Annotated in this window: 16 protein-coding genes and 1 pseudogene; 7 read left to right on the plus strand and 10 right to left on the minus strand. The window is 71.9% G+C overall.

Features of this window, described 5'->3' with window-relative positions; genetic code table 11:
- Positions 1 to 6 precede the first annotated feature (6 nt).
- The 3 genes from menE (at position 7) to SMA5143A_RS43730 (ending at position 3,759) form a co-directional block, all read left to right on the plus strand.
- Entirely contained in the window at positions 7 to 1,509 is a 1,503-nt protein-coding gene (gene menE, locus SMA5143A_RS05010) for an o-succinylbenzoate--CoA ligase (protein WP_107461701.1), read from the plus strand.
- 32 nt (positions 1,510 to 1,541) lie between these two features.
- Entirely contained in the window at positions 1,542 to 1,997 is a 456-nt protein-coding gene (locus SMA5143A_RS05015; protein ID WP_107461702.1) for a MaoC family dehydratase, read from the plus strand.
- A gap of 469 nt (positions 1,998 to 2,466) precedes the next feature.
- The gene (locus SMA5143A_RS43730) at positions 2,467 to 3,759 is read left to right on the plus strand and encodes a helix-turn-helix domain-containing protein (RefSeq protein WP_107461703.1); all 1,293 of its coding nucleotides are present in this window, start codon (positions 2,467 to 2,469) and stop codon (positions 3,757 to 3,759) included.
- A gap of 81 nt (positions 3,760 to 3,840) precedes the next feature.
- Here SMA5143A_RS43730 and SMA5143A_RS05025 read toward each other — a convergent pair whose 3' ends face one another.
- The 8 genes from SMA5143A_RS05025 to SMA5143A_RS05060 all read right to left on the minus strand — a co-directional run bounded on the left by SMA5143A_RS05025 (position 3,841) and on the right by SMA5143A_RS05060 (position 15,747).
- A complete protein-coding gene (locus SMA5143A_RS05025) occupies positions 3,841 to 5,502 on the minus strand; it encodes a PHP domain-containing protein (RefSeq protein ID WP_107461704.1) in 1,662 nt (553 codons plus the stop codon).
- 26 nt (positions 5,503 to 5,528) lie between these two features.
- Positions 5,529 to 7,385: a LamG-like jellyroll fold domain-containing protein gene (locus SMA5143A_RS05030; protein WP_107461705.1), complete on the minus strand. Its 1,857-nt coding sequence runs from the start codon at positions 7,383 to 7,385 to the stop codon at positions 5,529 to 5,531.
- Between the two features lie 74 nt (positions 7,386 to 7,459).
- Complete coding sequence (locus tag SMA5143A_RS05035) at positions 7,460 to 10,441, minus strand: glycoside hydrolase family 2 TIM barrel-domain containing protein (RefSeq protein WP_107461706.1); 2,982 nt, start codon at positions 10,439 to 10,441, stop codon at positions 7,460 to 7,462.
- Between the two features lie 76 nt (positions 10,442 to 10,517).
- Positions 10,518 to 11,462, minus strand: a complete 945-nt coding sequence (locus SMA5143A_RS05040) for an alkaline phosphatase family protein (protein WP_375136457.1) — start codon at positions 11,460 to 11,462, stop codon at positions 10,518 to 10,520.
- Positions 11,463 to 11,515: 53 nt separating this feature from the next.
- Positions 11,516 to 12,385 (minus strand): carbohydrate ABC transporter permease, encoded by an 870-nt coding sequence (locus SMA5143A_RS05045; RefSeq protein WP_107461707.1) that lies wholly within the window; start codon positions 12,383 to 12,385, stop codon positions 11,516 to 11,518.
- Entirely contained in the window at positions 12,382 to 13,266 is an 885-nt protein-coding gene (locus SMA5143A_RS05050) for a carbohydrate ABC transporter permease (protein ID WP_107461784.1), read from the minus strand. The genes SMA5143A_RS05045 and SMA5143A_RS05050 overlap by 4 nt, the downstream gene beginning before the upstream one ends.
- A 124-nt stretch (positions 13,267 to 13,390) precedes the next feature.
- Positions 13,391 to 14,671, minus strand: a complete 1,281-nt coding sequence (locus SMA5143A_RS05055) for an ABC transporter substrate-binding protein (protein ID WP_107461708.1) — start codon at positions 14,669 to 14,671, stop codon at positions 13,391 to 13,393.
- 56 nt (positions 14,672 to 14,727) lie between these two features.
- On the minus strand, positions 14,728 to 15,747 hold the full coding sequence (locus SMA5143A_RS05060) for a carbohydrate kinase family protein (protein ID WP_107461709.1): 1,020 nt from the start codon (positions 15,745 to 15,747) through the stop codon (positions 14,728 to 14,730).
- Between the two features lie 127 nt (positions 15,748 to 15,874).
- Between SMA5143A_RS05060 and SMA5143A_RS05065 the strand changes: the two genes are divergently transcribed.
- The 3 genes from SMA5143A_RS05065 to SMA5143A_RS05075 all read left to right on the plus strand — a co-directional run bounded on the left by SMA5143A_RS05065 (position 15,875) and on the right by SMA5143A_RS05075 (position 21,456).
- Entirely contained in the window at positions 15,875 to 16,624 is a 750-nt protein-coding gene (locus SMA5143A_RS05065) for a DeoR/GlpR family DNA-binding transcription regulator (protein WP_107461710.1), read from the plus strand.
- Positions 16,625 to 16,901: 277 nt separating this feature from the next.
- Positions 16,902 to 18,239, plus strand: coding sequence for a 6-phospho-beta-glucosidase (locus SMA5143A_RS05070; RefSeq protein ID WP_107461711.1), 1,338 nt, complete (start codon positions 16,902 to 16,904; stop codon positions 18,237 to 18,239).
- A 169-nt stretch (positions 18,240 to 18,408) separates the two neighbouring features.
- Positions 18,409 to 21,456: an alpha-mannosidase gene (locus SMA5143A_RS05075; protein WP_107461712.1), complete on the plus strand. Its 3,048-nt coding sequence runs from the start codon at positions 18,409 to 18,411 to the stop codon at positions 21,454 to 21,456.
- A 36-nt stretch (positions 21,457 to 21,492) separates the two neighbouring features.
- On the opposite strand, the gene SMA5143A_RS05080 is transcribed toward SMA5143A_RS05075, so the two are convergent.
- Positions 21,493 to 21,690 (minus strand): hypothetical protein, encoded by a 198-nt coding sequence (locus SMA5143A_RS05080; RefSeq protein ID WP_107461713.1) that lies wholly within the window; start codon positions 21,688 to 21,690, stop codon positions 21,493 to 21,495.
- 109 nt (positions 21,691 to 21,799) lie between these two features.
- On the opposite strand from SMA5143A_RS05080, the gene SMA5143A_RS05085 reads away from it, so the two are divergent.
- Positions 21,800 to 23,038, plus strand: a complete 1,239-nt coding sequence (locus tag SMA5143A_RS05085) for a hypothetical protein (protein ID WP_107461714.1) — start codon at positions 21,800 to 21,802, stop codon at positions 23,036 to 23,038.
- 437 nt (positions 23,039 to 23,475) lie between these two features.
- On the opposite strand, the pseudogene SMA5143A_RS05095 reads toward SMA5143A_RS05085, so the two are convergent.
- A pseudogene (locus SMA5143A_RS05095) lies at positions 23,476 to 24,517 on the minus strand (ATP-grasp domain-containing protein); the annotation flags it as partial.
- Positions 24,518 to 24,645 lie beyond the last annotated feature (128 nt).

The raw sequence follows: 24,645 nt of genomic DNA on the forward strand, positions 1-24,645 counted from the left end.
ACAGACATGCGCAATGAGGGACTGGGGTCGTGGCCCGCCCGGCGGGCCCGCAAGACCCCGCAGCGCACCGCGCTGATCCACGGCGACACCACCATCACCTACGCGGAGCTGTACGAGCGCACCACGCGCCTCGCGCACGCCCTGCGCGCCTCCGGCGTCCGACGCGGCGACCGCGTCGCCTACCTGGGGCCCAACCACCCCTCGTACCTGGAGACGCTGTTCGCCGTCGGCACCCTCGGCGCGGTGTTCGTCCCGCTCAACACCCGCCTCGCCGGACCCGAGATCGCCTACCAGCTCTCGGACTCCGGAGCCAAGGCCCTCGTGTACGCGCCCGGGTTCACCGGGCTCGTCGCGGGACTGCCGGGCGGCACCGACGTCCGTACGTACGTCGAGACGGGCGGCGAGTACGAGGCGCTGCTGGCCGGGGCGCAGACCGAGCCGATCGACCAGCCGGTCACCGCCGACGACACCTGCATCATCATGTACACCTCGGGGACGACCGGCCGCCCCAAGGGCGCCATGCTCACGCACGGCAACATCATCTGGAACGCCGTCAACGTCCTCGTCGACCAGGACGTCATCGCCGACGAACGCGCCCTGGTCTCCGCCCCGCTGTTCCACACCGCCGGGCTGAACATGCTCACCCTGCCCGTGCTGCTCAAGGGCGGCACGTGCGTCCTGGTCGAGTCGTTCGTGCCGGAGGCCACCTTCGACCTGATCGAACGGCACCGGATCACGTTCATGTTCGGCGTGCCCACCATGTTCGACCAGGTGGCCCGGCACCCGCGCTGGGCCGACGCGGACCTGTCCTCGCTCAGGATGCTGTCCTGCGGCGGCTCCCCGGTGCCGACCCCGCTCATCGCGAAGTTCCAGCAGCGGGGCCTCACCTTCCTCCAGGGCTACGGCATGACCGAGGCCGCGCCCGGCACGCTCTTCCTCGACGCGGAGCACGCCGTGAGCAAGGCGGGTTCGGCGGGCGTCCCGCACTTCTTCAGCGATGTGCGGGTCGTACGGCCGGACATGACACCGGTCGACGTGGACGAACCCGGCGAGGTCGTGGTGCGGGGCCCGCACGTCATGCCCGGGTACTGGGGCCTGCCGGAGGAGACGGCCGCCGTGTTCGCCGACGGCTGGTTCCGCAGCGGCGACGCCGCCCGCGTCGACGAGGACGGGTACGTCTTCATCGTCGACCGCATCAAGGACATGATCATCTCCGGGGGAGAGAACATCTACCCCGCCGAGATCGAGGACCAGCTCCTCGCCCACCCCGACATCGTCGAGTGCGCGGTCATCGGCGTACCCGACGACAAGTGGGGCGAGGTGCCGCGCGCGGTGGTCGTCCCCCGGGAGGGCGCCGCCCTGGACGCCGACGAGGTGCTGGCCTCCCTGGCCGGGCGGCTCGCCAAGTACAAGATCCCCAAGTCGGTCGTGATCGCCGAGGAGCTGCCCCGCACCGCCTCCGGCAAGTTGCTGAAGGCCCGGGTGCGCAAGCGCTACGGCAACAGCTGACCCACCATCAACTCATCTCGAAAGCAGGGAACATGAGCATCACCGTGAACGGCATCGACGAGCTGAAGAAGCTCGCCGGCAGCGACCTCGGCGCCAGCGAGTGGATCGAGGTCACCCAGGAGCGCATCAACACCTTCGCCGACGCCACCGGGGACCACCAGTGGATCCACGTCGACCCGGAGAAGGCCGCCGGGGGCCCCTTCGGCGCCCCCATCGCGCACGGCTATCTGACCCTGTCGCTGTTCATCCCGCTGTTCACCGAGCTGCTGGACGTCGAGGGCGTGTCGACGAAGGTCAACTACGGCCTGAACAAGGTCCGTTTCCCCTCCCCGGTGAAGGTCGGCTCCAAGATCCGCCTCGTCGGCAGGCTGGCCTCGGTGGAGGACGTCCCGGGCGGCGTGCAGATCACCGTCGACGGCACCATCGAGATCGAGGGCGCCCCCAAGCCGGCCGCCGTGCTCCAGAGCCTGTCGCGGTTCTACGCCTGACGGGGCGCCCCGGACCGGGGCACCCCGGCAACGCCACAGGGCGGAGCACTCCCCCATGGGTGCTCCGCCCTGCGGTGTGAATTCAGCCACTGACATCAGCCACTGCCGGCTCCTGGTGGCGCAGGTGGTTCGTCCCCCGACGACCCGAGACTGGCAATCGCCGACACGGCGCGACAAGGGTTTCCGCGCAGCTGGGACGCTGGGACGGCCGTCACACGACCGGCCTGCGGTGTTCCGCCGACGCTGGGACGGCACTGGGACGGAGAGCGGAAACGGATCCCGGTCGTCCGCCCGGAAGTGGCTGGAGTTTGCCGGGTTCCGGCCGTCTGTTTCTGGCACAGTGTGCTCGGGCGCGGGGATCGGGGGATCCAGGGGGGCGCCTCTCATCCATGAACACACCGCGCCGCCGTCCGACCACGTGCGGCGCCGCCGTCACGCGCGGCAGCAAGGGGAAAAAGGGGGGACGCCCGTGTCCGAGTGCACGGAGTCCGAGCGGTTCGCCGCATGTCTGCGCTCGCTCAAGGAGCGCTCGGGACTCAGTTACGCGGCCCTCGCCGCGAAGGCCGGAACCAGCGGGTCCAGCGTGCACCGCTACTGCCTGGGCGGCTCGGTACCGCAGGACTACGGCACCGTCCACCGACTGGCCGTGGCCTGCGGGGCCACCCCGGAGGAACTGCGGACGCTGCACCGCCTGTGGGCCCTGGCGGACGCCGCCCGGGAACCGGAGCCGACGACACCGGCGGAGCCGGCCACCGCTCCCACGGGGCCGGCGGCCACTCGGCCGGAACCGGAGACCGCCGGGCCGCCGTCGGTGACTGCCGAACCTGCCACGAACGCCGCCGAGTCGGAACCCCTCGCCCCTGCGCCGGAACCGACCGCCGCACGGCAGGCGCCGCAAGCCGCCCAGCCGGCCCCGGAAACCTCCCGGCCGGAGCCCGCGCCCGAGGAGGATCCGGAGGCCGGCCGGCAGGGGCCGGACACCAGGGCGCGCGAGGCGCCCCACGGGACGGTGGACACGGCCGTGGCCGCATCCGGGACCGGGGCCGTGGGGCCCGGTCGGCGGCGCGGACGTGTCGCCCTGGCCGTCGGCCTCGTGGTGCTGTTCCTCGGGGGGATGGCCTGGACCCTGCCGTCGCTGGGCTCGGCCGAGGACGGCGACGGCCCCGACGGGAACGCCGCCGCACCCGGGAAGAAGGACAGCCGTACCCTCTTCACCTCCGCCTGCCGGGAAGTGGTGGCCATGGGCCAGCACGACACCTGCGTCCGCGAGGTGCAGCGCCTCCTGGAGAGCAAGGGCGCGGTCATCGGGGTGGACGGCGACTTCGGCCCGCAGACCCTGCGCCGTGTGACCGCCTTCCAGGTGATCGCCGGGATCGAACCGCCCAACGGCGTGGTCGGCGACACCACCAAGCGGGCGCTGTACGCGTCCGAGGCGCGTATGAGCACCTGGACACCGGACAAGGTGCGCAAGCGCATCCGTGAGGTGTTCACCGAGGAACCGGACCGCGCGGTCGCGATCGCCGACTGCCAGTCCTTCCTCGACCCGCTGCACATCCTCCCGAACACCAACGGCACCCGGAACTGGGGCCTGTTCCAGATCTCCGACGCCCGGCTGAGGGACCTGAAGGGCACCCCGCGCCAGGCACTCGACCCGGAGTGGAACATCCGCGCGGCCAAGCGGCTGTGGAGCGAGGACCGGGACTTCCACGACTGGCCCCACTGCGACCGGGCGTTCAGCCCGAGTCCGTCCCCCTCCCGGTAGAGGCCGGCGCACCGAGGAGCGCGGGGGCCGTCGGACCGTCGCCGGTCGCAGGGCCCCCGCGCTCTCAAGCGGACCCGACGCTCACCGCACGTCCACGAACACCGGGTTGGTGTAGAACCACGTGTCCTGCCACGGGTCGCCGTCGCCCGGCGCGTGCGGGATCGGGCCGTGGGGGTCGACGGAGGCCCCCAGGTAGCCGGTGCCGTTGCGGTGGCCGTCACTGCCCCGCAGCCGCAGATAGAACGGCTCGTCGCCGACCGTGATCGGCACGCGCAGGGTGTAGGTGCCCTTGCGGCCGCTGACGTCCTCGGTGTGCACGACGCGGGTGTCCGGCGCCCGCCAGGAGTCCCGGTCGGTCACCGGACCCCGGACCGTGCCCCGGACGACGTCGACATGGGCCAACTCCGGCAGGATCCGCTGCGGGTTGCGGCGCGAGGCCGTGGTCACGGTCACCGTCAGGGTGAGCTTCTCGCCCTTGCGGGCGTGGAGCCGGCCGCCGAGCGTGACGCCCCGGCCGGGGGCGCGGTCCCGCTTCACCCGGACCTCCAGGCCGTCCAGCAGATGGCCGTGGTCCAGCCAGACGCGGCCCGCCCGCAGGCCCGCCATCACGGCACGGTAGCCGTACCGGGTGACGCCCACGTGGGTGCGGCTGAACTGGCCGGGCCAGAAGTCGCTGCCGGGCTGCGGGGTGTCCGTGTTCACCGGGTCGGGCAGCTTGCCGGTGGTGTCGAAGTTCTGCCCGGCGGGCCAGTCGCCGTTCTTCCAGGTGTCGAAGACGATCCGGTGGGCGTCCGAGTTGGTGGTGATCGAGAACAGCCGGCCCTCGGCGAGCAGGGAGTCCCAGAGCCCGCCCACGGTCGCCGTCGACCAGTCGAAACCGCCGTACGTGAGGTACGCCTCCGCCGGGTAGCCGGGCCAGGACTGCGCGGACGGCTTGTTCTCGTACTCGCCCCGGATGGAGTTCGCGCCCCGCCAGCCGGGGATGGCGGCGCCCTGGGCGCCGGGCGCGCCCTCCATGCCGATCATGATCTCGGGGGCCGCGTCCCGCCAGGCGCGCAGCTCGTGCGGGGAGTCGATGCCGAGCCGCAGCGGGTGGTTGGCGAGGACCAGCACGTCGTCGACGTACCCCGAACGGCGCTGCTCCGCGAGCCAATTGACGGCCTTGACGGCGTGCGCCTCGTTGCGTGCGGTGTCCGCGCCGCCCACGGAACCGTCGGTGTAGCCGAGCAGCTTGCCGTCGTACGCCCGCTCGAAGGCGGTGAGCAGGTCGACCTCGTGGGGGCCGGGCGTCGTGAAGACCGTGCAGTGCTCGGCGGCCGGGATGTACCACTCCAGGCCCTGGAAGATCAGCTGACGGGGGTTCTCCGCGCGGGCCCGGAGGATCTCCCGGTGCTCCAGCGCGGCCCCGAAGTCGGCGTGCCCGAAGTTGGAGTGCTCCGTGAACACCATCCAGTCGAGGCCGTACGTCGCGCCCGCCGCGGCCAGCTGGGAGAACGTGTACTTGGCGTCGTGGCTGTATACGGAGTGGATGTGGTGGTCGCCGACGAGATAGGCGAGGCGGGGGTCGTCGCCCCCGTGGCGCCCGGAGTCGGCGACCGCGGGTGTCGCCAGGGAGCCCAGCGCGAAGGCCGCGCCGAACAGGCCCGAGGCGCGCAGGAGGCCGCGGCGCGACAGCCCCTGCGCGTCGAGATCGGTGGGGGAGACGGACGGATCGGCCCAGACGGGCAGTTGCTGCTCGGACATGGTCGTGCGAACCCTTCCGGGGATGGTCAGTGGTTCATGAACGAGGTGACCGGCAGCGCCCGTCCGACGACGCGGACGTCACCGAGCCGTCCGTGCAGGATCTGGTCGATCTTCCCCGCGTACTCGTAGCCGCCGAGGATCCACGGCAGCCCGACCGAGGCGAGGCCGACGGCCGCCGCCCTGGGGTTGCGGACGACGGGGCAGCCCTGGACGTACAGCGTGGTGTGCCGGCCGTCGTTGACGACCGCGAGGTGCCACCACGTCTCCAGGGGGGTCTCCTGGCCCCAGTTGGTGGCGATGCCCTGCTGGTTGAGCGGGCGCACCGCCCACTGCGGTTCGCGGTCGTTGGACAGCGACAGCGTGGCGAGCGGCTCGTCGGGGTCGTCCTGGGTCCTGCCGGCGGCGCCGCCCGTGCCGGTGCGGCCGAGGATGCCGGCCCACGCGTGGCGCGCCGGGTCCCAGTCGGCGGGCAGCCGGTAGAACGCCTCGATGGTGTAACCGTCCTCGAACGTCGCCGAGTTGAGGGGCGCCCCGTCGACCGTCCGCAGATAGGCGCCCTTCAGCGGCGGCTTCCCGCCGTGGAACTCCAGGCTGCCGTGGCCCGGCTGGTCCGGATGGTGGTCGGCGGAGTGGGTGAGGGTGCCGCCGCCGACGGTGACCAGGGTGAGGTCGTTGCCGTGTCCGGAGCGGTCGCGCACGATCCCGTCGACCTCGGCCCCGTCGGCCTTGCCGTCGAAGCGCCAGTACGCGAGGGTGCCGCGCACCAGCATCCGCGACGCGGGCCGTGCGGGACGCGCGGGCACCGGGGCGAAGCCGGCGAACCGCTTCTCGAAGTCGAGGTCGACGGTGAACCGGTCGGCGTCGCCGGAGAGTTCGCTCTCCTGCCGCTCCAGCTCGTTCAGGCCCTTCGCCGCCCGGCCGAGGATCCACGGGGAGACCGTCTCCACGTCGATGGTGTTCCGGTCGAGGTCGAAGCGGTACAGGCGGATCATCGCGGCGCCGCCGAAGTACCGGTTCTGGTAGTTCGTGAGATGCAGATGGACGTCGTTGCCCGCGGCGTTCTTCCGGACGGCGCGGGCGGCCGGCCAGTAGTGCCCGTTGAGGGTGAGGAAGATCTGGTCGTGGTCCGCGATCAGCCGGTCCCACATCTGCTGCCCGTACGGGGAGAGGGAGTCGTCCCCGTCGACCAGCTCGTGCGTGGTGAGCACGACGGGCGTCCTCGGGTGCTTCGCCAGGACCTGCTCGGCCCACGCGTAGCCCTTGCCCGACAACCGCCAGTCCAGGGCGAGCACCATCCACTGCCGCCCGCCGGCCTCGAACAGGTGGAAGGAGTTGTAGCCGTCCGGGGAGGCCCCGCCGAACGTCCGCCGGCCCTCGAACCGGTCGGGGCCGAACACGTCCAGGTAGGGGGTCGGGCCCCGCTGCTCGTCGGTGGAGGAGCGGACGTCGTGGTTGCCCGCGAGGACGCTGTAGCCGACGCCCTTCCGGTCGAGCAGCCGGAACGCCTCACCGATCGCCGCGCACTCCTGCTTCGCGCCGTTCTGCGTGAGGTCGCCCAGATGGGACAGGAAGACGATGTTCTCCTCCCGCCCGTGCTCCAGCAGGTACCGCAGGGACGCCTCCACGGGCGCCTTGTCGATGCTCGGCCCGTCGAAGAGGTACTGCGTGTCCGGCATCACCGCCAGCGTGAACCGGCGACTGTCGGGGTCGGGCCGCCAACGCGCCGCCGCCGCGGGCGACTCGGCGGCGGCCGACGCGGTTCCGGCCGCCGGGACGACCGCCGCCACCGCACCCATCAGCGCGGTCGCCCGCAGGAAGTTCCGTCTGCCGGCGCCGGCCTGCGGGGCCGCCTCGCCCTGGTCGTGCTCATGCGAAGTACACACCTGTGCTCCGTGGGAAGTCCGTGGAAGGTCCGAGAGGAAAGGGGGAGAGGGGAAGTGAAGGTGGGGGGTGGGGTTCAGAGCGCGCGCAGCGTCCACGACCAGCGGTGGACACCCGGCGGGACGAGATACGACGGCGAGGTGTCGGGCCCGCACGACGCCGTGCCGAGCCCCCGGTGCGCCGCGTCGATGTGCACCACGCAGCCCGGCCGGGGCACCAGCTCGTCATGGTGCGCGACGGCCGCGAGGTCCTCCGCGCGGTACCGGTTGACCGAGACCTGCCGGGGCCCGTCGAGCCGTACCGACAGCTCGTGCCCGGCCCCCGACAGCGTGAAGTGCCGTACGCCCTGCCGTCCTCCGCTCTCCTGCGGGCGCAGATACGGCGTGAACAGGTCGTCGACGGCGGCCGAGTGGTGCCCGACGGGAGCCCCGACCGCACGGTCCGGGTAGCTCTCCCAGGGGCCCTGCCCGTACCAGGCGAGGCGGTCGAACCCTTCGGTGGTCTCGAACACCGTGCCGACGCGGGCGACGTCCGTCAGCTCCTCGGGCAGCACGGCGATCTCCTCCACCAGGATCCGGCCGTCCACCAGCGCCGTGAACGTCTGTTCGTGCTCGACGGCCCCGGCACCCGTCAGCAGCCGCGACCGCACCCGCACCAGGGGGCCCTCGCGTTCCACGGACACCGTCTCGCGCGCCGGGCTGTCGAGGCCCCAGGCCCGCCAGCGCTCGGCCATGCCGCCGAGGACGTCGTTGTCGGTGGGGGCCCGCCACAGGCTCAGCGTCGGCGGGGCGGCGAGCAGCGGATGCCGCAGCAGCCCCTCGTCGTCCGTGGGCGGCGCGGGCACATGGCCCTCAGGGGCGTCGGCGCCGGCCACCGGCTCGCCCTCGTCCGCCTCGCACCACCTCACCTGCGGGAAGCACACCTCGGTGCCGCGCGGCGCCCACGGTTCGTCGGCGGCCGTCGTCACCCGCAGCGTCAGCCAGATCTCACCGGCCCCGTGCCGCACCTCGGGCCGGTCGATGACGGCGGAGCCGCCCGCGGGCACGTCGGGCAGCCGGGCCGGCACCGTCCAGGTGCCGCCGTCGGCCGCGGCGAACTCCCACTCGGCCGCGAGCCACGAAAGGTCCCGGAAATGCTGCTTGTTGTGGACCCGCAGCACCCGCCAGGTGCCCTCGCCCTCCACGGACAGCCGTACCGGGGCGGCGATCTCGCGGTGCTCGTACATCACCGGCTTCGGCGTCCGGTCGGGGAAGACCACCCCGTCGGCGATGAACGCGCCGTCGTGGACGGTCTCGCCGAAGTCACCGCCGTACGCCCAGCGCAGTCCGGGGGCGGCGACACCGTTGTCATACAGCCCGGCGCCCCCACGCCCGGCCGGTCTTCCGTCGTTCACACGCTGGAGGATGCCGTGGTCCCAGAACTCCCAGATGAACCCGCCCTGAAGACCCGGGGTCGCCTCGATGGCCGCCCACGTGTCGGCGAGCGTGCCGTTGCTGTTGCCCATGGCGTGCGAGTACTCGCACTGGATCAGCGGCCGGGTCTGCCCGCCGGAGAGCGCGTGCGCCACACAGTCCTCGATCGGCGCGTACATCGGGCAGGCGATGTCGGAGGCGTCGTCCGTGGCCCCCCAGTCCAGCTTCGCGGCGCCCTCGTACTGCACCGGCCGCGTCGGATCGTGCCGCCGCAGCCAGCCCGCCGCCGCGTCATGGTTGGCGCCGTAGTCGGACTCGTTGCCCAGCGACCAGATGATCACCGACGGGTGGTTCTTGTCCCGCAGGACCATCCGGGACACCCGGTCGACGAACGCGTTGAGATAGCGCGGGTCGTCGGCGATCTCATGGGCGTGGTCGTGCGACTCGATGTCCGCCTCGTCCACCACGTAGAAGCCGAGCTCGTCGGCGAGGTCGTACAGCGCCGGGTCGCTCGGGTAGTGGGAGGTGCGGATCGCGTTGAAACCGAAGCGCTTCAGTGTGACCAGGTCGGCGCGCAGGTCGTCGTACGACACCGTACGGCCCGTCAGCGGATGGAAGTCATGGCGGTTCACGCCCCGGATGTAGACGCGCTCCCCGTTGACCAGCAGGTCCGGGCCGCGCACTTCGACGTCGCGGAAGCCGATCCGGTGGTGCGAGGTGTCCGCCACCGTGCCGTCGGCGCGGTGCAGCCGGACCGTGAGGTCGTACAGCTCGGGCGTCTCGGCACTCCACGTCCGCACCTCGGGGACGACCGCCTCCATCCGCGCCTCACCGAGGAAGTCGGAGACCCGCTCGTCCTCGGCGTTGACCCGGTCGAACGCGGTGTCCTGGGCGAGCGCCAGACCGTCCAGCTCGCCGCTGACGTACCACCCCGCGGGCAGCGCGCCCGTGCCCTCGCCGGTCCGCACCCGGCAGTCCACCCGCAGCGCGCCGTCGCGCCGGGCCCGCACGGTCACGTCCGCGAGATGCAGCGGGTCGGTGGCGTACAGCAGCACCGAGCGGGTGACGCCGCCGAGCCACCACTGGTCCTGGTCCTCGATGTGGGAGGCGTCGGACCACTTCACGACCGTGAGCCGTACCGTCGACGGCGCTCCGGGGCGCACGAGGTCCGTCACGTCGAACTCCGCCGCCAGATGGGAGTCCTTGGACATGCCGACCGGCCGCCCGTCCACATGGACGAGCAGCACGCTCTCCGCGGCGCCGACCTGGAGGACGATCCGGCGGCCGGCCCAGTCGGCGGGTGTCTCGACCTGCCGTTCGTACACGCCCGTAGGGTTCACGGCGGGGGAGTGCGGCGGGAACTCCGGCCAGGGCATACGGACGTTGGTGTACTGCGGGGGGTCCTCGGCCGCGTGCAGCGCCCAGGAACCGGGAAGCTCGGCCCAGGACCAGGTGGGGCCGGGCTCGTCGCCGGGCGACGGCAGCAGCTGGAACCGCCAGCGGCCGTCGAGCGACCGGGCCCGGGAGCGCCGGTCCACGGCGTTCATGGGCAGCCGCCCCCAGGAGGTCACCTCGGGGGCGGCCCAGGGACGCAGGGCGATCAGGGGATCGGTGGGCCGGGGCCCGGTGGTCGACGGATCGTTCATCGGCGGGCGGCCTCCGTACCGAGGCGGCCGGCGGCGGGGCCGGCCGGCGGGAGGACGGGGGCGAGGAGTGCGTCGGTCATGGCCGTTCCGGGTTCGGGGGCGATATGGGGTCGGGGGCCAGGACGCGGCCCGCGAGGTTCCACTCCGGGTCGACGGGGATGCCGAGCCGGTCCAGGGCGGTGGGGGCGATGTCGACGAGCCGGGGTTCGTCGAGACGGGTGCCGCCGGGCATACCGGGCTCGGCGAGGACGACGAACACCTCGCGCTCGGCGTGGCTGTCGCCGCCGTGGCCGCCGCCGTCACGGTGCCCGTGGTCCGTGGTGACCAGCACCGTCCACCGCTCGTCCGCGCGGGCCGGGTCGGAGCGGCGGGCCTCGATGGCGTCCAGCAGCCGCCCGAGGTGGGCGTCCTGGTCGAGGAGGGCCTGGTCGTAGGCGGGGGAGAGGGGGCCGGTGTCGTGGCCGGCCTCGTCGGTGGCGCCCAGATACACGAACAGGGCGTCGGGGTCCCTCTTGGTGAGCCAGCGCAGGGCGGTGCGGGCGACGAGGCGGTCCGCCGTCCCGTAGCCGCGGCGTTCGCCGTTGAACCGCACCCGTCGGCCGATGCCGCGCCCGAGGGTGCCGCGGCGGATCAGGGTCGGCCAGGACACGGCGGCCGCCGTGCGCAGGCCCGGCCGGACGGAGGCGGCGCGGGTGAGGAAGTCGGGGTAGCGGGCGTAGTCGGCGCCGACGAAGTCGTTGCCGGTCACGCCGTGCCGGTCGGGCCACACCCCGGTCATGACGCTCGACCAGCCCGGCCCCGAGTCGGTGTAGGCCATGCTCGTGGTCGGCCCGTGCCCGGCCTCGCCGTCCGCCTCGCCGTAGGGCAGCAGACTGCTGCCGTGGGCGCCGGCGGCCATCAGAGCGTGCAGCACGGGAGCCGTGGACGGCGACCGCGTCAGCCGGTCGTAGCGCAGTCCGTCCATGCCCACCACGAGCACCTTGCCCCGCTCCGGTCGTCCCGCTGCGGCGACATCCACCACGGTGCACCTCTTCTCTCGACAGGGGTCAGGGGGAAGTCCCCGCACAGCGCCCCCTAGGTGCCTTGTACCGCACCTTCGGTGGCTCCCGCGATGAATCCGCGGGCGAAGACGGAGAACACGATCACCAGCGGGAGGGACGCCATGAGCACACCGGCCATGACCATGCTGTAGTCGGTGTTGTGGCCGACGTTGAGCTGGGCCAGCTCCACCTGGAGCGTGACGTGGTCCGGGTTGGTGAGCACGATCAGCGGCCACACGTAGTCGTTCCAGGCGCCGACGAAGGCGTAGATGGCGAGGAACGACATCGCGGGCCTGATCATCGGCAGCGCGACGTTCCAGTACTGGCGGAAGAACCCGGCGCCGTCGATGCGTGCCGCGTCGAGCAGTTCGTCGGGCACACCGTTCTCGATGTACTGGCGCAGCCAGAAGATGCCGAAGGCGTTGGACAGGGCGGGCCACACCAGCGCCTTGAGCATGCCGACCCAGCCGACCTCCGACATCAGGATGAACTGCGGGAGGACGGCCAGCTGGAGCGGCAGCATCATGAACACCAGCAGCGTGGCGAAGAGGATCCTGCGCCCGGGGAAGTCGAACTTGGCGAAGGCGAAGGCCGCGAGGGAGTCGACGAACAGCACCAGCACCGTGGTGACACACGCGACGACGACCGTGTTGAGCATCGACCCGAAGAAGTCGACCGTGTCGAGCACACCCCTGATGTTCTCCAGCAGGTGCGAGCCGAACGTCAGCTTCGGAGGGCTCTTGTAGATGTCGCGGGTGGTGTTGGTCGCCATCACGATCGTCCACAGGAACGGGAAGACCGAGATCACGACGGCCAGGATCAGGAAGAGGTGGGCGGACAGGCCCTTGGGGCGGCGTGGCCGCTTCGCGCCCGTGGCCGGCCGTGGCGTGACGGCTGTCGTCATGGCTTCCTCCCTCGTTGCACGATGCGCCAGTTGATGACGACGAGCACGATGATCAGTACGAAGAAGGCCCACACGATGGCCGCGCCGTAGCCGTAGTCGTTGTCGAGGAAGGCCGACTGGTAGAAGTACAGCAGCGTGGTCAGACCGGCCTGGCCGGGGCCGCCGAGGTTCTGGTTGGCGGCGTTGCTGGCGAACAGGACCTGGGGTTCGCTGAAGCTCTGCAGACCGTTGATGGTCGAGATGACGACGGTGAACAGGATGATCGGCCGCATGATCGGAATGGTGATCTGGAAGAACGTGCGGACCGGGCCGGCGCCGTCCATCCTGGCCGCCTCGTAGACCGACTGCGGGATCGCCTGGAGGCCCGCCAGGTAGATGATCATGTTGTAGCCGGTCCACATCCAGGTCATCAGCAGCGCGATGACCACCTTGATCAGCCAGGGATCGCTCAGCCACGGCACCGGATCGATGCCGACCGTGCCCAGGATCGCGTTGACCAGACCGAAGTCGTTGCTGAACACCGCCCCGAAGAAGATCGCCACGGCGACGATCGAGGTGACGTTCGGTACGTAGAGGGCGATGCGGTAGAAGCCCTTGAAGCGGCGCACCGAGTGCAGCAGCGTCGCGAGGACGAGGGCGCCGAAGAGCGTGGGGACGGTCGACAGCACCCAGATGACCAGGGTGTTGCGGATCGACAGCCAGAAGACCGGGTCGTTCCAGAGGAACTCGAACTGCTGGAGTCCCACGAACTGCTTGGTGCCCAGGCCGTCGTAGCGCTGGAACGCCAGATACAGCGAGTAGAAGACGGGACCGAACGAGAAGACCGTGAAGATCAGATAGAAGGGCGAGATCGCCAGGTACTGCCGCCAGTACGACAGGATCCCGCGGCGCGCGGGCCGAGCGGCGCCCGCGGGCGGGGTGCGCCGCGGGCGGAAGCGGGCCGGGCCCGGCCCGCCGCGATGCTCGCGCACCGCGGCGGGGCCGGTGACCGGAGGTGACGACACCTCAGCTCACCCCCTGTCGCCGGGCGATCTGCTTGGCCTGGGAGACCGCGTCCTTCCAGGCGTCGTCGGGCTTCTTGCCCTTGGCCTCGATGCTGGTCAGCTCGGCCATGAAGGGCGCCATGACCGCGGAGTCGGCGGGTGCCTCGTAGCTCACCGGGATGGCCTCGGCGGCCGGGCCGAACACCTCGATGATCTTCTGTCCGCCGAAGAAGGCGTCGGGGCCCGTCATGGCCGGCATCGCGTACGAGGCGGGGGAGGCGGGGAAGATGGCGGCGTCGGTGAAGCTCTTGGCGTTGTTGTCGGGGCTCAGGATCCAGCTGATGATCTTGAACGCCTCTTCGGGGTTGCGGCACTGCTTCGGCAGGGTCAGATAGGAGCCGCCCTGGTTCGCCGGGCCGCCGGGGGTGGCGCAGACCCGCCACTTGCCCTTGGTGCCCGGTGCCGCCGACTCGATGTCCAACGCGTGCCAGGCGGCGCCGAGTTCGGTGGTCAGGCTCTTGCCGACGGCGGCGTTCCAGCTCTGGTCGTTGATCTTCGCGTCGAGGCCGAGCCGGTAGGCGCGGATCGCGGTGTCCCACGCGGCGCGTATGTGGTCCTGGTCGCCGATGAAGTGGTTGTCCTCGTCGATGAACCTCTTGGTGCCCTGGCCGACCGCGATGTTGAACACCGAGCCCATGTTGTTGACCAGGAAGGTGCCGGGCAGCGCCTTCTTCAGCTCGGTGCCCAGCGCGAAGTAGTCGTCCCAGGTCTTCGCCTCGGCGGCGACCTTGGCCGGGTCGTCGGGCAGGCCCGCCTTGTCGAACAGGTCGGCGCGGTAGAAGAGCGCGGTGGGGCCGATGTCGATCGGGAACCCGATCTGCTTGCCGTCCTTGGTCTGGGCGAGCTTCGTCTTCCATTCCAGGTACTGCGACGAGAGCTTCTTGAAGCCCAGGTCGTTCAGGTCGAGGAAGCGGTCGGCGTTGGGCAGGAAGGAGGCGATGTCCTCGCCCTTGATGCCGGTGATGTCGGGCACGGAGGAGCCGCCCGCGGCGAGGGTGGTGGTCAGCTTCTGCTTGAAGTCGCCGCCGATGGAGGCGCTGGTCAGCTTGATCCGGCCCTTGAAGTGCGTCTTGGCCTCGGCGACCACCTTGTCGCTGAGGGCGCCGCCCCAGTACCACATGGTCAGGTTCTTGCCGTTCTTGGTACCGCCGGACTCCGAGCCGCCGCCACAGGCGACGGTCAGTCCGGAGGCTGCCGCGGTGAAGACGGCGGCCTGGAGGAAGCCTCTACGAGAAAGGTCCACGGGACACTCCTGTTTGTTCCTGTTCGTGGTACTGAGGGGCGTTGTTTCCGGGGGGTTCAGGGCAGCCGTGCGGGTGGGGTGACCGGGGCGTGGCGCACCGGTGGTCCGGTGTCCGCCGGGATGCGGTCCGCGAGGAAGCCGTAGGTCTTCTTGAGGGCGGGGTCGGTCAGCGAGCGCCACCAGCGCTCGACGCCGTACCAGCCGGGGGCGGCGAGGGCCCCGCCGTGGTGCCCTACCGACAGGCCGGCGGCCAGGACGGCGAACCGAAGGCGTTCCTCCAGCGGCCAGCCGCCGAGGGACGCCGCGACGAAGCTCGCGCCGAACACGTCCCCGGCGCCGGTCGTGTCGAGGACGTCCACGTCGAGCGCGGGGGCCTCGGCGTACTCGCCGGTCGTCTGGTCGACGCCGATCGCGCCGGCTCCGCCGCGGGTGACGACCGCGACCGGCACCAGCTCGGAGAGCGTGCCGAGCGCGGCCGCCGCGCTGTCGGTGCGGGTGTAGGCCATCGCCTCGGTCTCGTTGGGGAGGAAGGCGTGGCACAGGGCGAGTTGGCCGAGGAGTTCGCGCGACCACTCCTGGGTGGGGTCCCAGCCGACGTCCGCGTAGATGTGTGTGCCGTTCGCGGCCGCCTTGGCGAGCCACTCGCGCGGCTCGGCCTCGATGTGCACGAGCGCGGTACGCGCCTCGGGCGGGTCGCCCATCAGCGCGTCCTGCGAGTACGGCGGCTGCCGGCCGTGGGTGACGAGGGCCCGGTCCTGGCCCTGGGCCAGCGAGACGGTGACGGGGGTGTGCCAGCCGTCCGCGGTGCGCGAGAGCGCGAGGTCCACGCCCTCCTGCCCGGCGAGGACCTCACGGCAGTACCCGCCGTAGTAGTCGTCGCCGAAGACCGTTGCCAGGGAGGTCCGCAGGCCGAAACGGGCGGTGGCCACCGCCAGGTTGGCGATGCCGCCGGGTCCGCAGCCCATGCCGTCGGTCCAGATCTCCTCGCCGGGGGTCGGCGGCCTTCCCAGCCCCGTGAGCACGAGGTCGTAGAAGAGCAGCCCGGTCAGCAGCACATCGGGCCGGTCGTGGTCCACGCGTGCACCTCTCGTCAGAACTCTTCAAATTCGATGCCGGGAATCGTGCGCTGATCCGAGAGATTGGTCAATACCCGAGCAGAAGTGAGCATGGAAATGATTGAGGATGACGAGTACTGTTCAGCGCGTGCTGGCAGAGAGACGACACCAACTCATCCTGCGGGCCCTGCGATCAGGCGGCCCCGCTGCCGTGACCGATCTGTCCGAACAGCTCGGTGTGAGCCCGGCCACCATCCGGCGAGACCTCGTCAGGCTGGAGGAGGAAGGGCTGCTCACCCGGGTGCACGGCGGGGCGGTCGTGGACGAGGGCGACCAGCCCTTCGCCGAGGTCGCCGAGGTCCGGGTGGCAGAGAAGGACGCGATAGCGGCGCGGGCCGCCTCCATGGTCCGCGACGGCCAGTCCGTCCTGCTCGACATCGGGACCACCGCCTACCGCCTGGCCCGGCAGCTGCACGGCCGCAGGCTCACCGTGATCACCAGCAATCTGGTGGTCTACGAGGAACTCGCGGACGACGAGGGCATCGAGCTGGTGCTGCTCGGCGGCATGGTCCGCCGCGAGTACCGCTCCCTCGTCGGCTTCCTCACCGAGGACAACCTCCGCCAACTGCACGCGGACTGGCTGTTCCTCGGCACCAGCGGGGTGCGGCCCGGCGGCCAGGTGATGGACACCACCGTCGTCGAGGTCCCGGTCAAGCGCGCCATGATCAAGGCGAGCGACAAGGTGGTCCTGCTCGCCGACTCCGCGAAGTTCCCCGGCACGGGGATGGCGCGGGTCTGCGGCCCCCGGGAACTCGACGTCGTGGTCACCAACACGCCCGTGGACGGGACGACCTGCTCCTCCTTCGAGGAGGCCGGGGTCGAGGTCGTGACCACGTGAACCGCGCGCCGGGTACGAACCGCGCCGCCGCAGGCATGATCCACCGCTCAGGCGGCATGCTCCCCCGGGGCGGCGGTGCGGTGGGCGACGACGGCCCGGCCCGCGTCCGTCGCCGCGACCACGGCGGCACAGGGGCGCGGCGGGCTGACACGTGTCCCGGTGACCGGTACCCCCGGCGCGCCACGGCGCGGGTCCTGCGCGCCGGGCGGCCCCACGGCCGCACGGCGGGCCCCGCGCCTGCCCGCACACATGCACGATCGGCAAAGGTGGTAGTTGCGTGAAGCTGACGATTCTGGGCGGCGGAGGATTCCGGGTGCCCCTCGTGTACGGGGCGCTCCTCGGGGACCGCGCCGAGGGCCGGGTCACCCATGTCGTCCTGCACGACCTGGACGCCGAACGGCTCTCCGCCGTCACCCGCGTCCTCGCCGAGCAGGCCGCCGACATCCCCGACGCCCCCGAGGTGACCGCCACCACCGACCTCGACGAGGCCCTCACCGGCGCCGACTTCGTCTTCTCCGCGATCCGCGTCGGCGGTCTGGAGGGCCGGGCCCACGACGAGCAGGTGGCTCTCGCCGAAGGCGTCCTCGGCCAGGAGACCGTCGGCGCCGGCGGCATCGCCTACGGGCTGCGGACCGTCCCCGTCGCCGTCGACATCGCCCGGCGTGTCGCCCGGCTCGCCCCCGACGCCTGGGTCATCAACTTCACCAACCCGGCCGGCCTGGTCACCGAGGCCATGTCCCGCCACCTCGGCGACCGCGTCATCGGCATCTGCGACTCACCGGTCGGCCTCGGCCGCCGTATCGCCCGGGTCCTCGGGGCCGACCCCCGCGAAGCCTGGATCGACTACGTCGGCCTCAACCACCTCGGCTGGGTCCGCGGACTGCGCGTCGCCGGCCGCGACGAGCTCCCGCGTCTCCTCGCCGACCGCGATCTGCTCGGTTCCTTCGAGGAGGGCAAACTCTTCGGCGTCGACTGGCTCCAGTCCCTGGGCGCCGTCCCCAACGAGTACCTGCACTACTACTACTTCAACCGCGAGGCGGTCCGCGCCTACCAGGCCGCCGAGAAGACCCGCGGCGCCTTCCTCAAGGACCAGCAGGCCCACTTCTACGAGGAGATGCGCCGCCCCGACGCCCACGCCCTCAAGGCGTGGGACCGCACCCGCGCCGAGCGCGAGGCCACCTACATGGCGGAGAACCGCGAGACGGCGGGCGCCGGCGAACGCGACGCCGACGACCTCTCCGGAGGCTACGAGAAGGTCGCCCTCGCCCTGATGCGGGCCATCGCCCGCGACGAGCGCACCACCCTCATCCTCAACGTCCGTAACCGGACCACCCTCTCCGTCCTCGACACCGAGGCGGTCATCGAGGTGCCCTGCCTGGTCGACGCCAACGGCGCCCACCCGGTCGCCGTCGCCCCGCTGCCCGACCACGCCACCGGCCTGGTCTGCGCGGTGAAGGCCGTCGAGCGCGAGGTCCTCGCCGCCGCCGAGTCGGGCTCCCGCACGACCGCGGTCAAGGCCTTCGCCCTGCATCCCCTGGTCGACTCGGTCAACGTCGCCCGACGCCTGGTGGAGGGCTACACGGCGGTGCACCCTGGCCTGGAGTACCTGAAGTAGGCTCCTCCGCGAGGGGAGCGGGAAAGCGCTTTCCGTCCACCTGTCGTCCCCGTCCCGACCCCGCCCCTCCCCGACTTCCCGACCGCTCCCCCTCCGCCCCCTCCCCCTCCGCCCCCTCCCCCCTTCTCCCTCTGCTTCCGCTGCTCGGCCCTCTTCCTGGAGACCTCTCATGCATGACGAACGCCGCCGGATCGAGGAACGCGTAGAGCGCGTCCACACCCAGCGCGTCAAGCCCGCGATCTACGCGGCCTCCGTCCCCTTCACGGTCGAGGCCTGGCAGGCGCCGGGGGAGCCCGTCCCCTTCGAGGAGGCCGAGGCCGCCCCGTACACCCCCTTCGCGATGGACACCCCCTGGGGTCCGCCCTGGGGCACGACGTGGTTCCGGATGCACGGCCGGGTGCCCGCCGAGTGGGCCGGCCGCCGCGTGGAGGCCGTCATCGACCTCGGCTTCGTCGGCGACTGGCCCGGCAACCAGGCCGAGGCCCTCGTGCACCTCACCGACGGCACCCCGCTGAAGGCGGTCAACCCGCTCAACCAGTACGTCCCCGTCGGCAACCCGGTCCGCGGCGGCGAGGCGATCGACTACCTCGTCGAGGCGGCCTCCAACCCCGACATCCTCGCCGACAACTTCTCCAAGGTCACCCCGCTCGGTGACGTCCTCACCGCCGGCGACAAGCCGCTCTACACCTTCCGGCGCGCCGACCTCGCCGTCCTCGACGAGGAGGTCTTCCATCTCGACCTGGACCTCCAGGTGCTGCGCGAGCTCATGGTCCACCTCGGTGAGCACGAACCCCGCCGCCACGAGATCCTGCACACCCTGGACCGGGCCATGGACGCCGTCGACCTCGACGACGTCTCCGGCAGCGCCACGGCGGTCCGTGAGATCCTCGCGCCCGCCCTCGCCAAGCCCGCCCACGCCAGCGCCCACACCATCTCCGGCGTCGGCCACGCCCACATCGACTCGGCCTGGCTGTGGCCGATCCGCGAGACCAAGCGCAAGACGTCCCGCACCTTCTCCAACGTGACCGCGCTGGCCGACGAGTACGAGGACTTCATCTTCGCCTGCTCCCAGGCCCAGCAGTACGAATGGGTGCGCGACAACTACCCGCAGGTCTGGGAGCGCATCAAGAAGGCCGTCGAGAAGGGCCAGTGGGCCCCCGTCGGCGGCATGTGGGTGGAGTCCGACGGCAATCTGCCGGGCGGCGAGGCCGTGGCCCGGCAGTTCGTCCACGGCAAGCGGTTCTTCATCGAGAACTTCGGCATCGAGACCAAGGGCGTCTGGCTGCCGGACTCCTTCGGCTACAACGCCGCCTACCCGCAGCTCGCCAAGCTCGCCGGCAACGAGTGGTTCCTCACCCAGAAGATCTCCTGGAACCAGACCAACACGTTCCCCCACCACACCTTCTGGTGGGAGGGCATCGACGGCACCCGCATCTTCACCCACTTCCCGCCCGTCGACACCTACAACGCCCGCTTCAGCGGCGAGGAGATGGACCGCGCAGTCCGCAACTACCGGGAGAAGGGCGCCGGCACCCGCTCCCTCGCCCCCTTCGGCTGGGGCGACGGCGGTGGCGGCCCCACCCGCGAGATCATGGAGCGCGCCCGGCGCCTCGCCGACCTGGAGGGCTCCCCGAAGGTCGTCATCGAGCACCCGGACGAGTTCTTCGCCAAGGCCCGCGCCGAGTACGAGGACGCACCCGTCTGGAACGGCGAGCTGTACCTCGAACTGCACCGCGCCACCTACACCTCGCAGGCCCGCACCAAGCAGGGCAACCGCCGCAGCGAGCACAGGCTCCGCGAGGCCGAACTGTGGGCCACCACGGCCGCGCTCCACGCGCCCGGCTACACCTACCCGTACGAGAAGCTCGACCGTCTGTGGAAGACGGTCCTCCTCCACCAGTTCCACGACATCCTGCCCGGCTCCTCGATCGCCTGGGTGCACCGCGAGGCCGAGGCCGAGTACGCGCGGGTCGCCAGGGAACTGGAGGAGCTGACGGCGCAGGCGGTCACGGCCCTCGGCGCCGGGGACGCACGGGTCTTCAACACCAGCCCGCGGGACCGGGCCGAGGTCGTCCGCACCCCCGAGGGCGCACCCGTGTACGTGGAGGTCCCCGCGAACGGCAGCGCGCCCCTCGCCGCCGCCGAGCCGCCGCACCCCGTCACCGTCGACGGCCTCACCCTCGACAACGGCCTGGTCCGGGTGGTGGTCGCCGAGGACGGCACCCTGGCCTCCGTGCGCGACCTGGTCGCCGACCGCGAGGTCCTCGGCGAGAAGGGCAACCTGCTCCGCCTGCACACCGACCTCCCCAACTACTGGGACGCCTGGGACGTCGACAAGCACTACCGGAACCGCTACACCGACCTGTTGGACGCCGAGTCCGTCACGGTCGTCGAGGCCGACCCCCTCGTCGGCGCCGTCCGCGTCGAGCGGTCGTTCGGCAAGGGCTCCCGCATCACCCAGACGATCACCGTCCGCGCCGGCAGCCGCCGGATCGACTTCGAGACGGACATCGACTGGCACGAGGCCGAGAAGTTCCTCAAGGCCGGCTTCCCGATCGACGTCCGCGCCGCGCACTCCTCCGCCGAGATCCAGTTCGGCCACGTCCAGCGCCCCACCCACACCAACACCAGTTGGGAGGCGGCCCGTTTCGAGGTCTCCGGCCACCGCTGGGTGCACGTCGGCGAACCCGGCTACGGCGTCGCGGTCATCAACGACTCGACGTACGGCCACGACGTCTCGCGCACGGTCCGCGAGGACGGCGGTACGACGACCACGGTCCGCCTCAGCCTGGTCCGCGCCCCACGCATCCCGGACCCCGAGGCCGACCAGGGCAAGCACCGCCTCACCTATGCGCTGCTGCCGGGCGCGACCATCGAGGACGCGGTCGCCGAGGGCTACGCCCTCAACCTGCCGCTGCGCGTCGCCGACGCGGCCGGCGCGCCCGCGCCGGTGGTCTCGGTGGAGGGCGAGGGTGTGACGGTCGAGGCGGTCAAGCTCGCCGACGACGCCTCCGGCGACGTGGTGGTCCGCCTCTACGAGTCCGGCGGCGGCCGCGCCCGCGGCGTCCTGCGCACGGGCTTCCCGCTCGCCGGGGCGCACCTCACCGACCTGCTGGAACGCCCCCTGTCGGAGGCGGCCACGGACGGCGACGGCGTCCCCGTGACACTGCGCCCGTTCGAGGTGCAGACCCTGCGCCTCGCGGTGGGCCGGCGCTGACGGGACGGCCCGCCACGCCCTGAGCCGGCGGCACTCTCAGGTCGTGGCGGGCGGGACAGCCCCGCCCGCCACGACCCGGGCCCGATGGCCCACCGCGAAGCGCACCGGATGCCCCAGCCGCCGCAACAGCGCCGCCGGCATGGCCTGTTGACGGGGCGGGTCGACCCTGATCCCACTGTCGCCCCGCAGCACGTGCACCGTGCCCGGCACGAGGAAGCGCAACCGGTCCGGCATCCGTCGCCCGTCTCCTTCGCTCGCCCCGCGCGTTGATCCCGCATGGATCGGCTGCTGATCGCCGCCGCCCGGCGTCGGCGGCCCAACGCACTTCAGGGAAGGCGGACGGATGCGAAACAGGACGGCTCTGCTGGCCGCTGCCGCGGCCCTCTCGGCCACCGCGCTCGTCGGCACCACCGCGACCGGCGCCACCGCCCAGGGGCCCGGGAGGAACGTCGTGCCGATCTCGGAGGTGGTTCCCGAGGCCGACCTCGCGAGAATGACCGAGCAGCGGCCCCTCGTGGAGGCGGCCGACACCATCAGATGGGCGCAGGAGCGCGGCGGGTACGCCGGTTTCACCGGCATCGGTCTGGAGGAGGGCCGGGTCGCCCTGTGGTGGAAGGGCGCGGTGCCCGCCAAGGTCCGGAAGGCGATCGAGGAGGCACGTCAGAAGGCGCCCGTACGGATCGTCGAGGCGAAGTACTCCCTGCGCGAGCTGAAGGCCGCCTCCGTGCGCCTGCGGGCGGAACTGGCCGAGAACCCGCCGCTGGGCCACACCGTGAACATCCCCACCGACGGCGCCGGGCTCGTCCTGGCCACGGACGGAGCCGGCTCGGGCTCCGGATCCGGCTCCGGATCCCGACCCGGTTCGAAGTCCGGTTCTCACCCCGGTTCCGGAGGGAAGCGGGCCGCCGCGGTGCGGGCGACCGCCGCCGAGGTGGCGGGGGTCACCGTCCGTACGGTCGTCGAGCCGCGCTCCCGGGAGGTCTCCCGCACCAACGACTGGTCCCCGTGGCGGGGCGGTGCGCGCATCCAGCGGCCCGGCGCCGGCTGCACCTCCGGCTTCGGCGTCACCGACAGCACGGGGGCGGAGTACCTGCTCACCGCGGGGCACTGCGGCAACTTCGGGGACCGTTTCAGCAGCGGCGCGGGCACCTACATCGGCACCCCGTCCAAGATCAACAAGGCGCACGACATCATGCTCGTCCAGGCCGACGACGTCACCAACTTCCTGTACACCGGCACCCCGGACGACAACGTGGGCGTCCGTGTGGACGGGTGGGACTGGGTCTACCCCGGCGAGTTCGTGTGCCAGTCCGGCTCCACCAGTGCCGGGGTCGTGGGCGGCGCGATCTGCAACATCAAGGTGCTGTTCCACTACAACGACTCCGAGGACCTGGTCGAGGCCGAGCAGATGAACGGCAAGGCCGCGGCCCGCCCCGGTGACAGCGGCGGCCCGATCTACTCGGGCTCCGCGAGCGGCGGGGCCATCGCCAAGGGCACGACGACCCGTGTCGCGGGCGCCCGCCTCGGCTTCCAGGACTTCGGCACCGCCCGGCGCGACTTCGGCATCCGGATCGCCTCCTGACCCGTAGCCGCCACGCACCCGATGCACGCGGTACGCAAGACCGGAGGGCGGCTGTCGGCGAGGACAGCCGCCCTCCTTCGTCTTCGTCGTCGGAGCGGGGTGCGGGTCCTACACCGCCAGGGGCCGGTCGGCGGCCGAGCAGGCGGACGGCGACGAGGCGCGCGGGGGAGCGTCCGGCGGCGCCACGGCGAGCGACCGGCCCTCCACGGGCTCCACCGCGCCCACGGGCACATCGACCACCATCGGCAGCCCCACGGCTCCCGGCACCTCGACGGTCGCGGTCCGGGGGATGTCCGCGACGGCCGGCACATCGGCCGGCCCATCGGCCGGCACCGGCGCACCCGCGCCGTGCCCCAGGACCGCACCCGCACTCACCCCGTGACCCACGCCCGCGCCCGTGCCCACGCCCGCGCCCGCGTCGGCGGTCGCCATGTCGTCGGCCTGCTGGGGCAGTGTCACCGGGCGCACCGGCCGCGGCCCCGACACCACGGTGTAGTCCTGTCCGAGCCGGGTCGGCAGCACGTCACCGGTCTCCTCGCCGAGCGCCAGCCGCACCGCGGCCCACGGCGCGTTGATCCCGCACAGCGCCAGCTGGTGCAGGCCGCCCGCGGGACGCGTGTTCACGTCCATCAGCACCGGCCGGTCCCCCAGCATCCGGAACTGGATGTTGGTCAGGTGGTGCAGTTCGAACGACTCGGCGAGCCGCCGGGCCGGCTCGATCCAGGCGGGGTTGAGCGAGAAGCCCCGCCGCCGCCCGTTCTTCGTACGGCCCACCGCCATCCGCACCCGCCCGTCGGTGCCGGTGAGGCAGTCGACGGACACCTCCGGCTGTTCGAGACGCGGCATCACCAGCCAGTCGACGGGCTCCCCGGCCTCCCGGAGGGCGGCGACCACGGTGTCGAGCGGTACGTACGGGCCGGGGAAGCCGCTGAGGTGATCCAGTGAGAAGGGGGCGCGGGTCACCACACGGAAGCCGACACCGCCCGCCCCGGACGCCGGCTTGAAGCACGCCCGATGCCCGTCGGCCTCCAACTCCTCGACAGCGGCGATCAGTTCATCGGCGTCGGTCACCCGGAACCACGGCGGCACGGGAATGCCGTACGCCTGGACCGCCTCGTACGCGGTGACCTTGTCCTCGAAGACCTCGATCGACGCGGCGGGCGGCGCCAGCAGCGCCGTACCGACGGCCGTGAACTCCTCGCGGTGCGCGGCGATGGTCGCCTGGTGCAGACGCGGCACGAACACGTCGATACCGCGCTTGGCGCACTGGTCGAGCGCGTACTCGACGTACGCGGCGGGGGACAGGCCCTCGGGCTCCAGATCGGCGGTGTCGGCGGCGGCCAGTACGGGGGAGTCGGCGTCACCGTGGGTGGCATGGATCTCCACCGGACGAGCGTGCGGATTATGCCGCAGCTGATCCATGAAGAAGACGTTCTCCGCGTACGTGCGGTTGAGCCAGACGCGTACGCGAGAGACCATGCAGGCCGCCTTTCTACGGTTCGCGGGCACGGCGGAGCAGGCCGTGCCCGGCCAGGGGGGATGGAGGTACGCCGAACCGCCGACGCGAACGACGGGCGTGGCGGTGGTGTTGGGGCAGATCATAAGGC

The sequence above is a fragment of the Streptomyces sp. MA5143a genome (assembly GCF_900290235.1).
GTDB lineage: Bacteria > Actinomycetota > Actinomycetes > Streptomycetales > Streptomycetaceae > Streptomyces.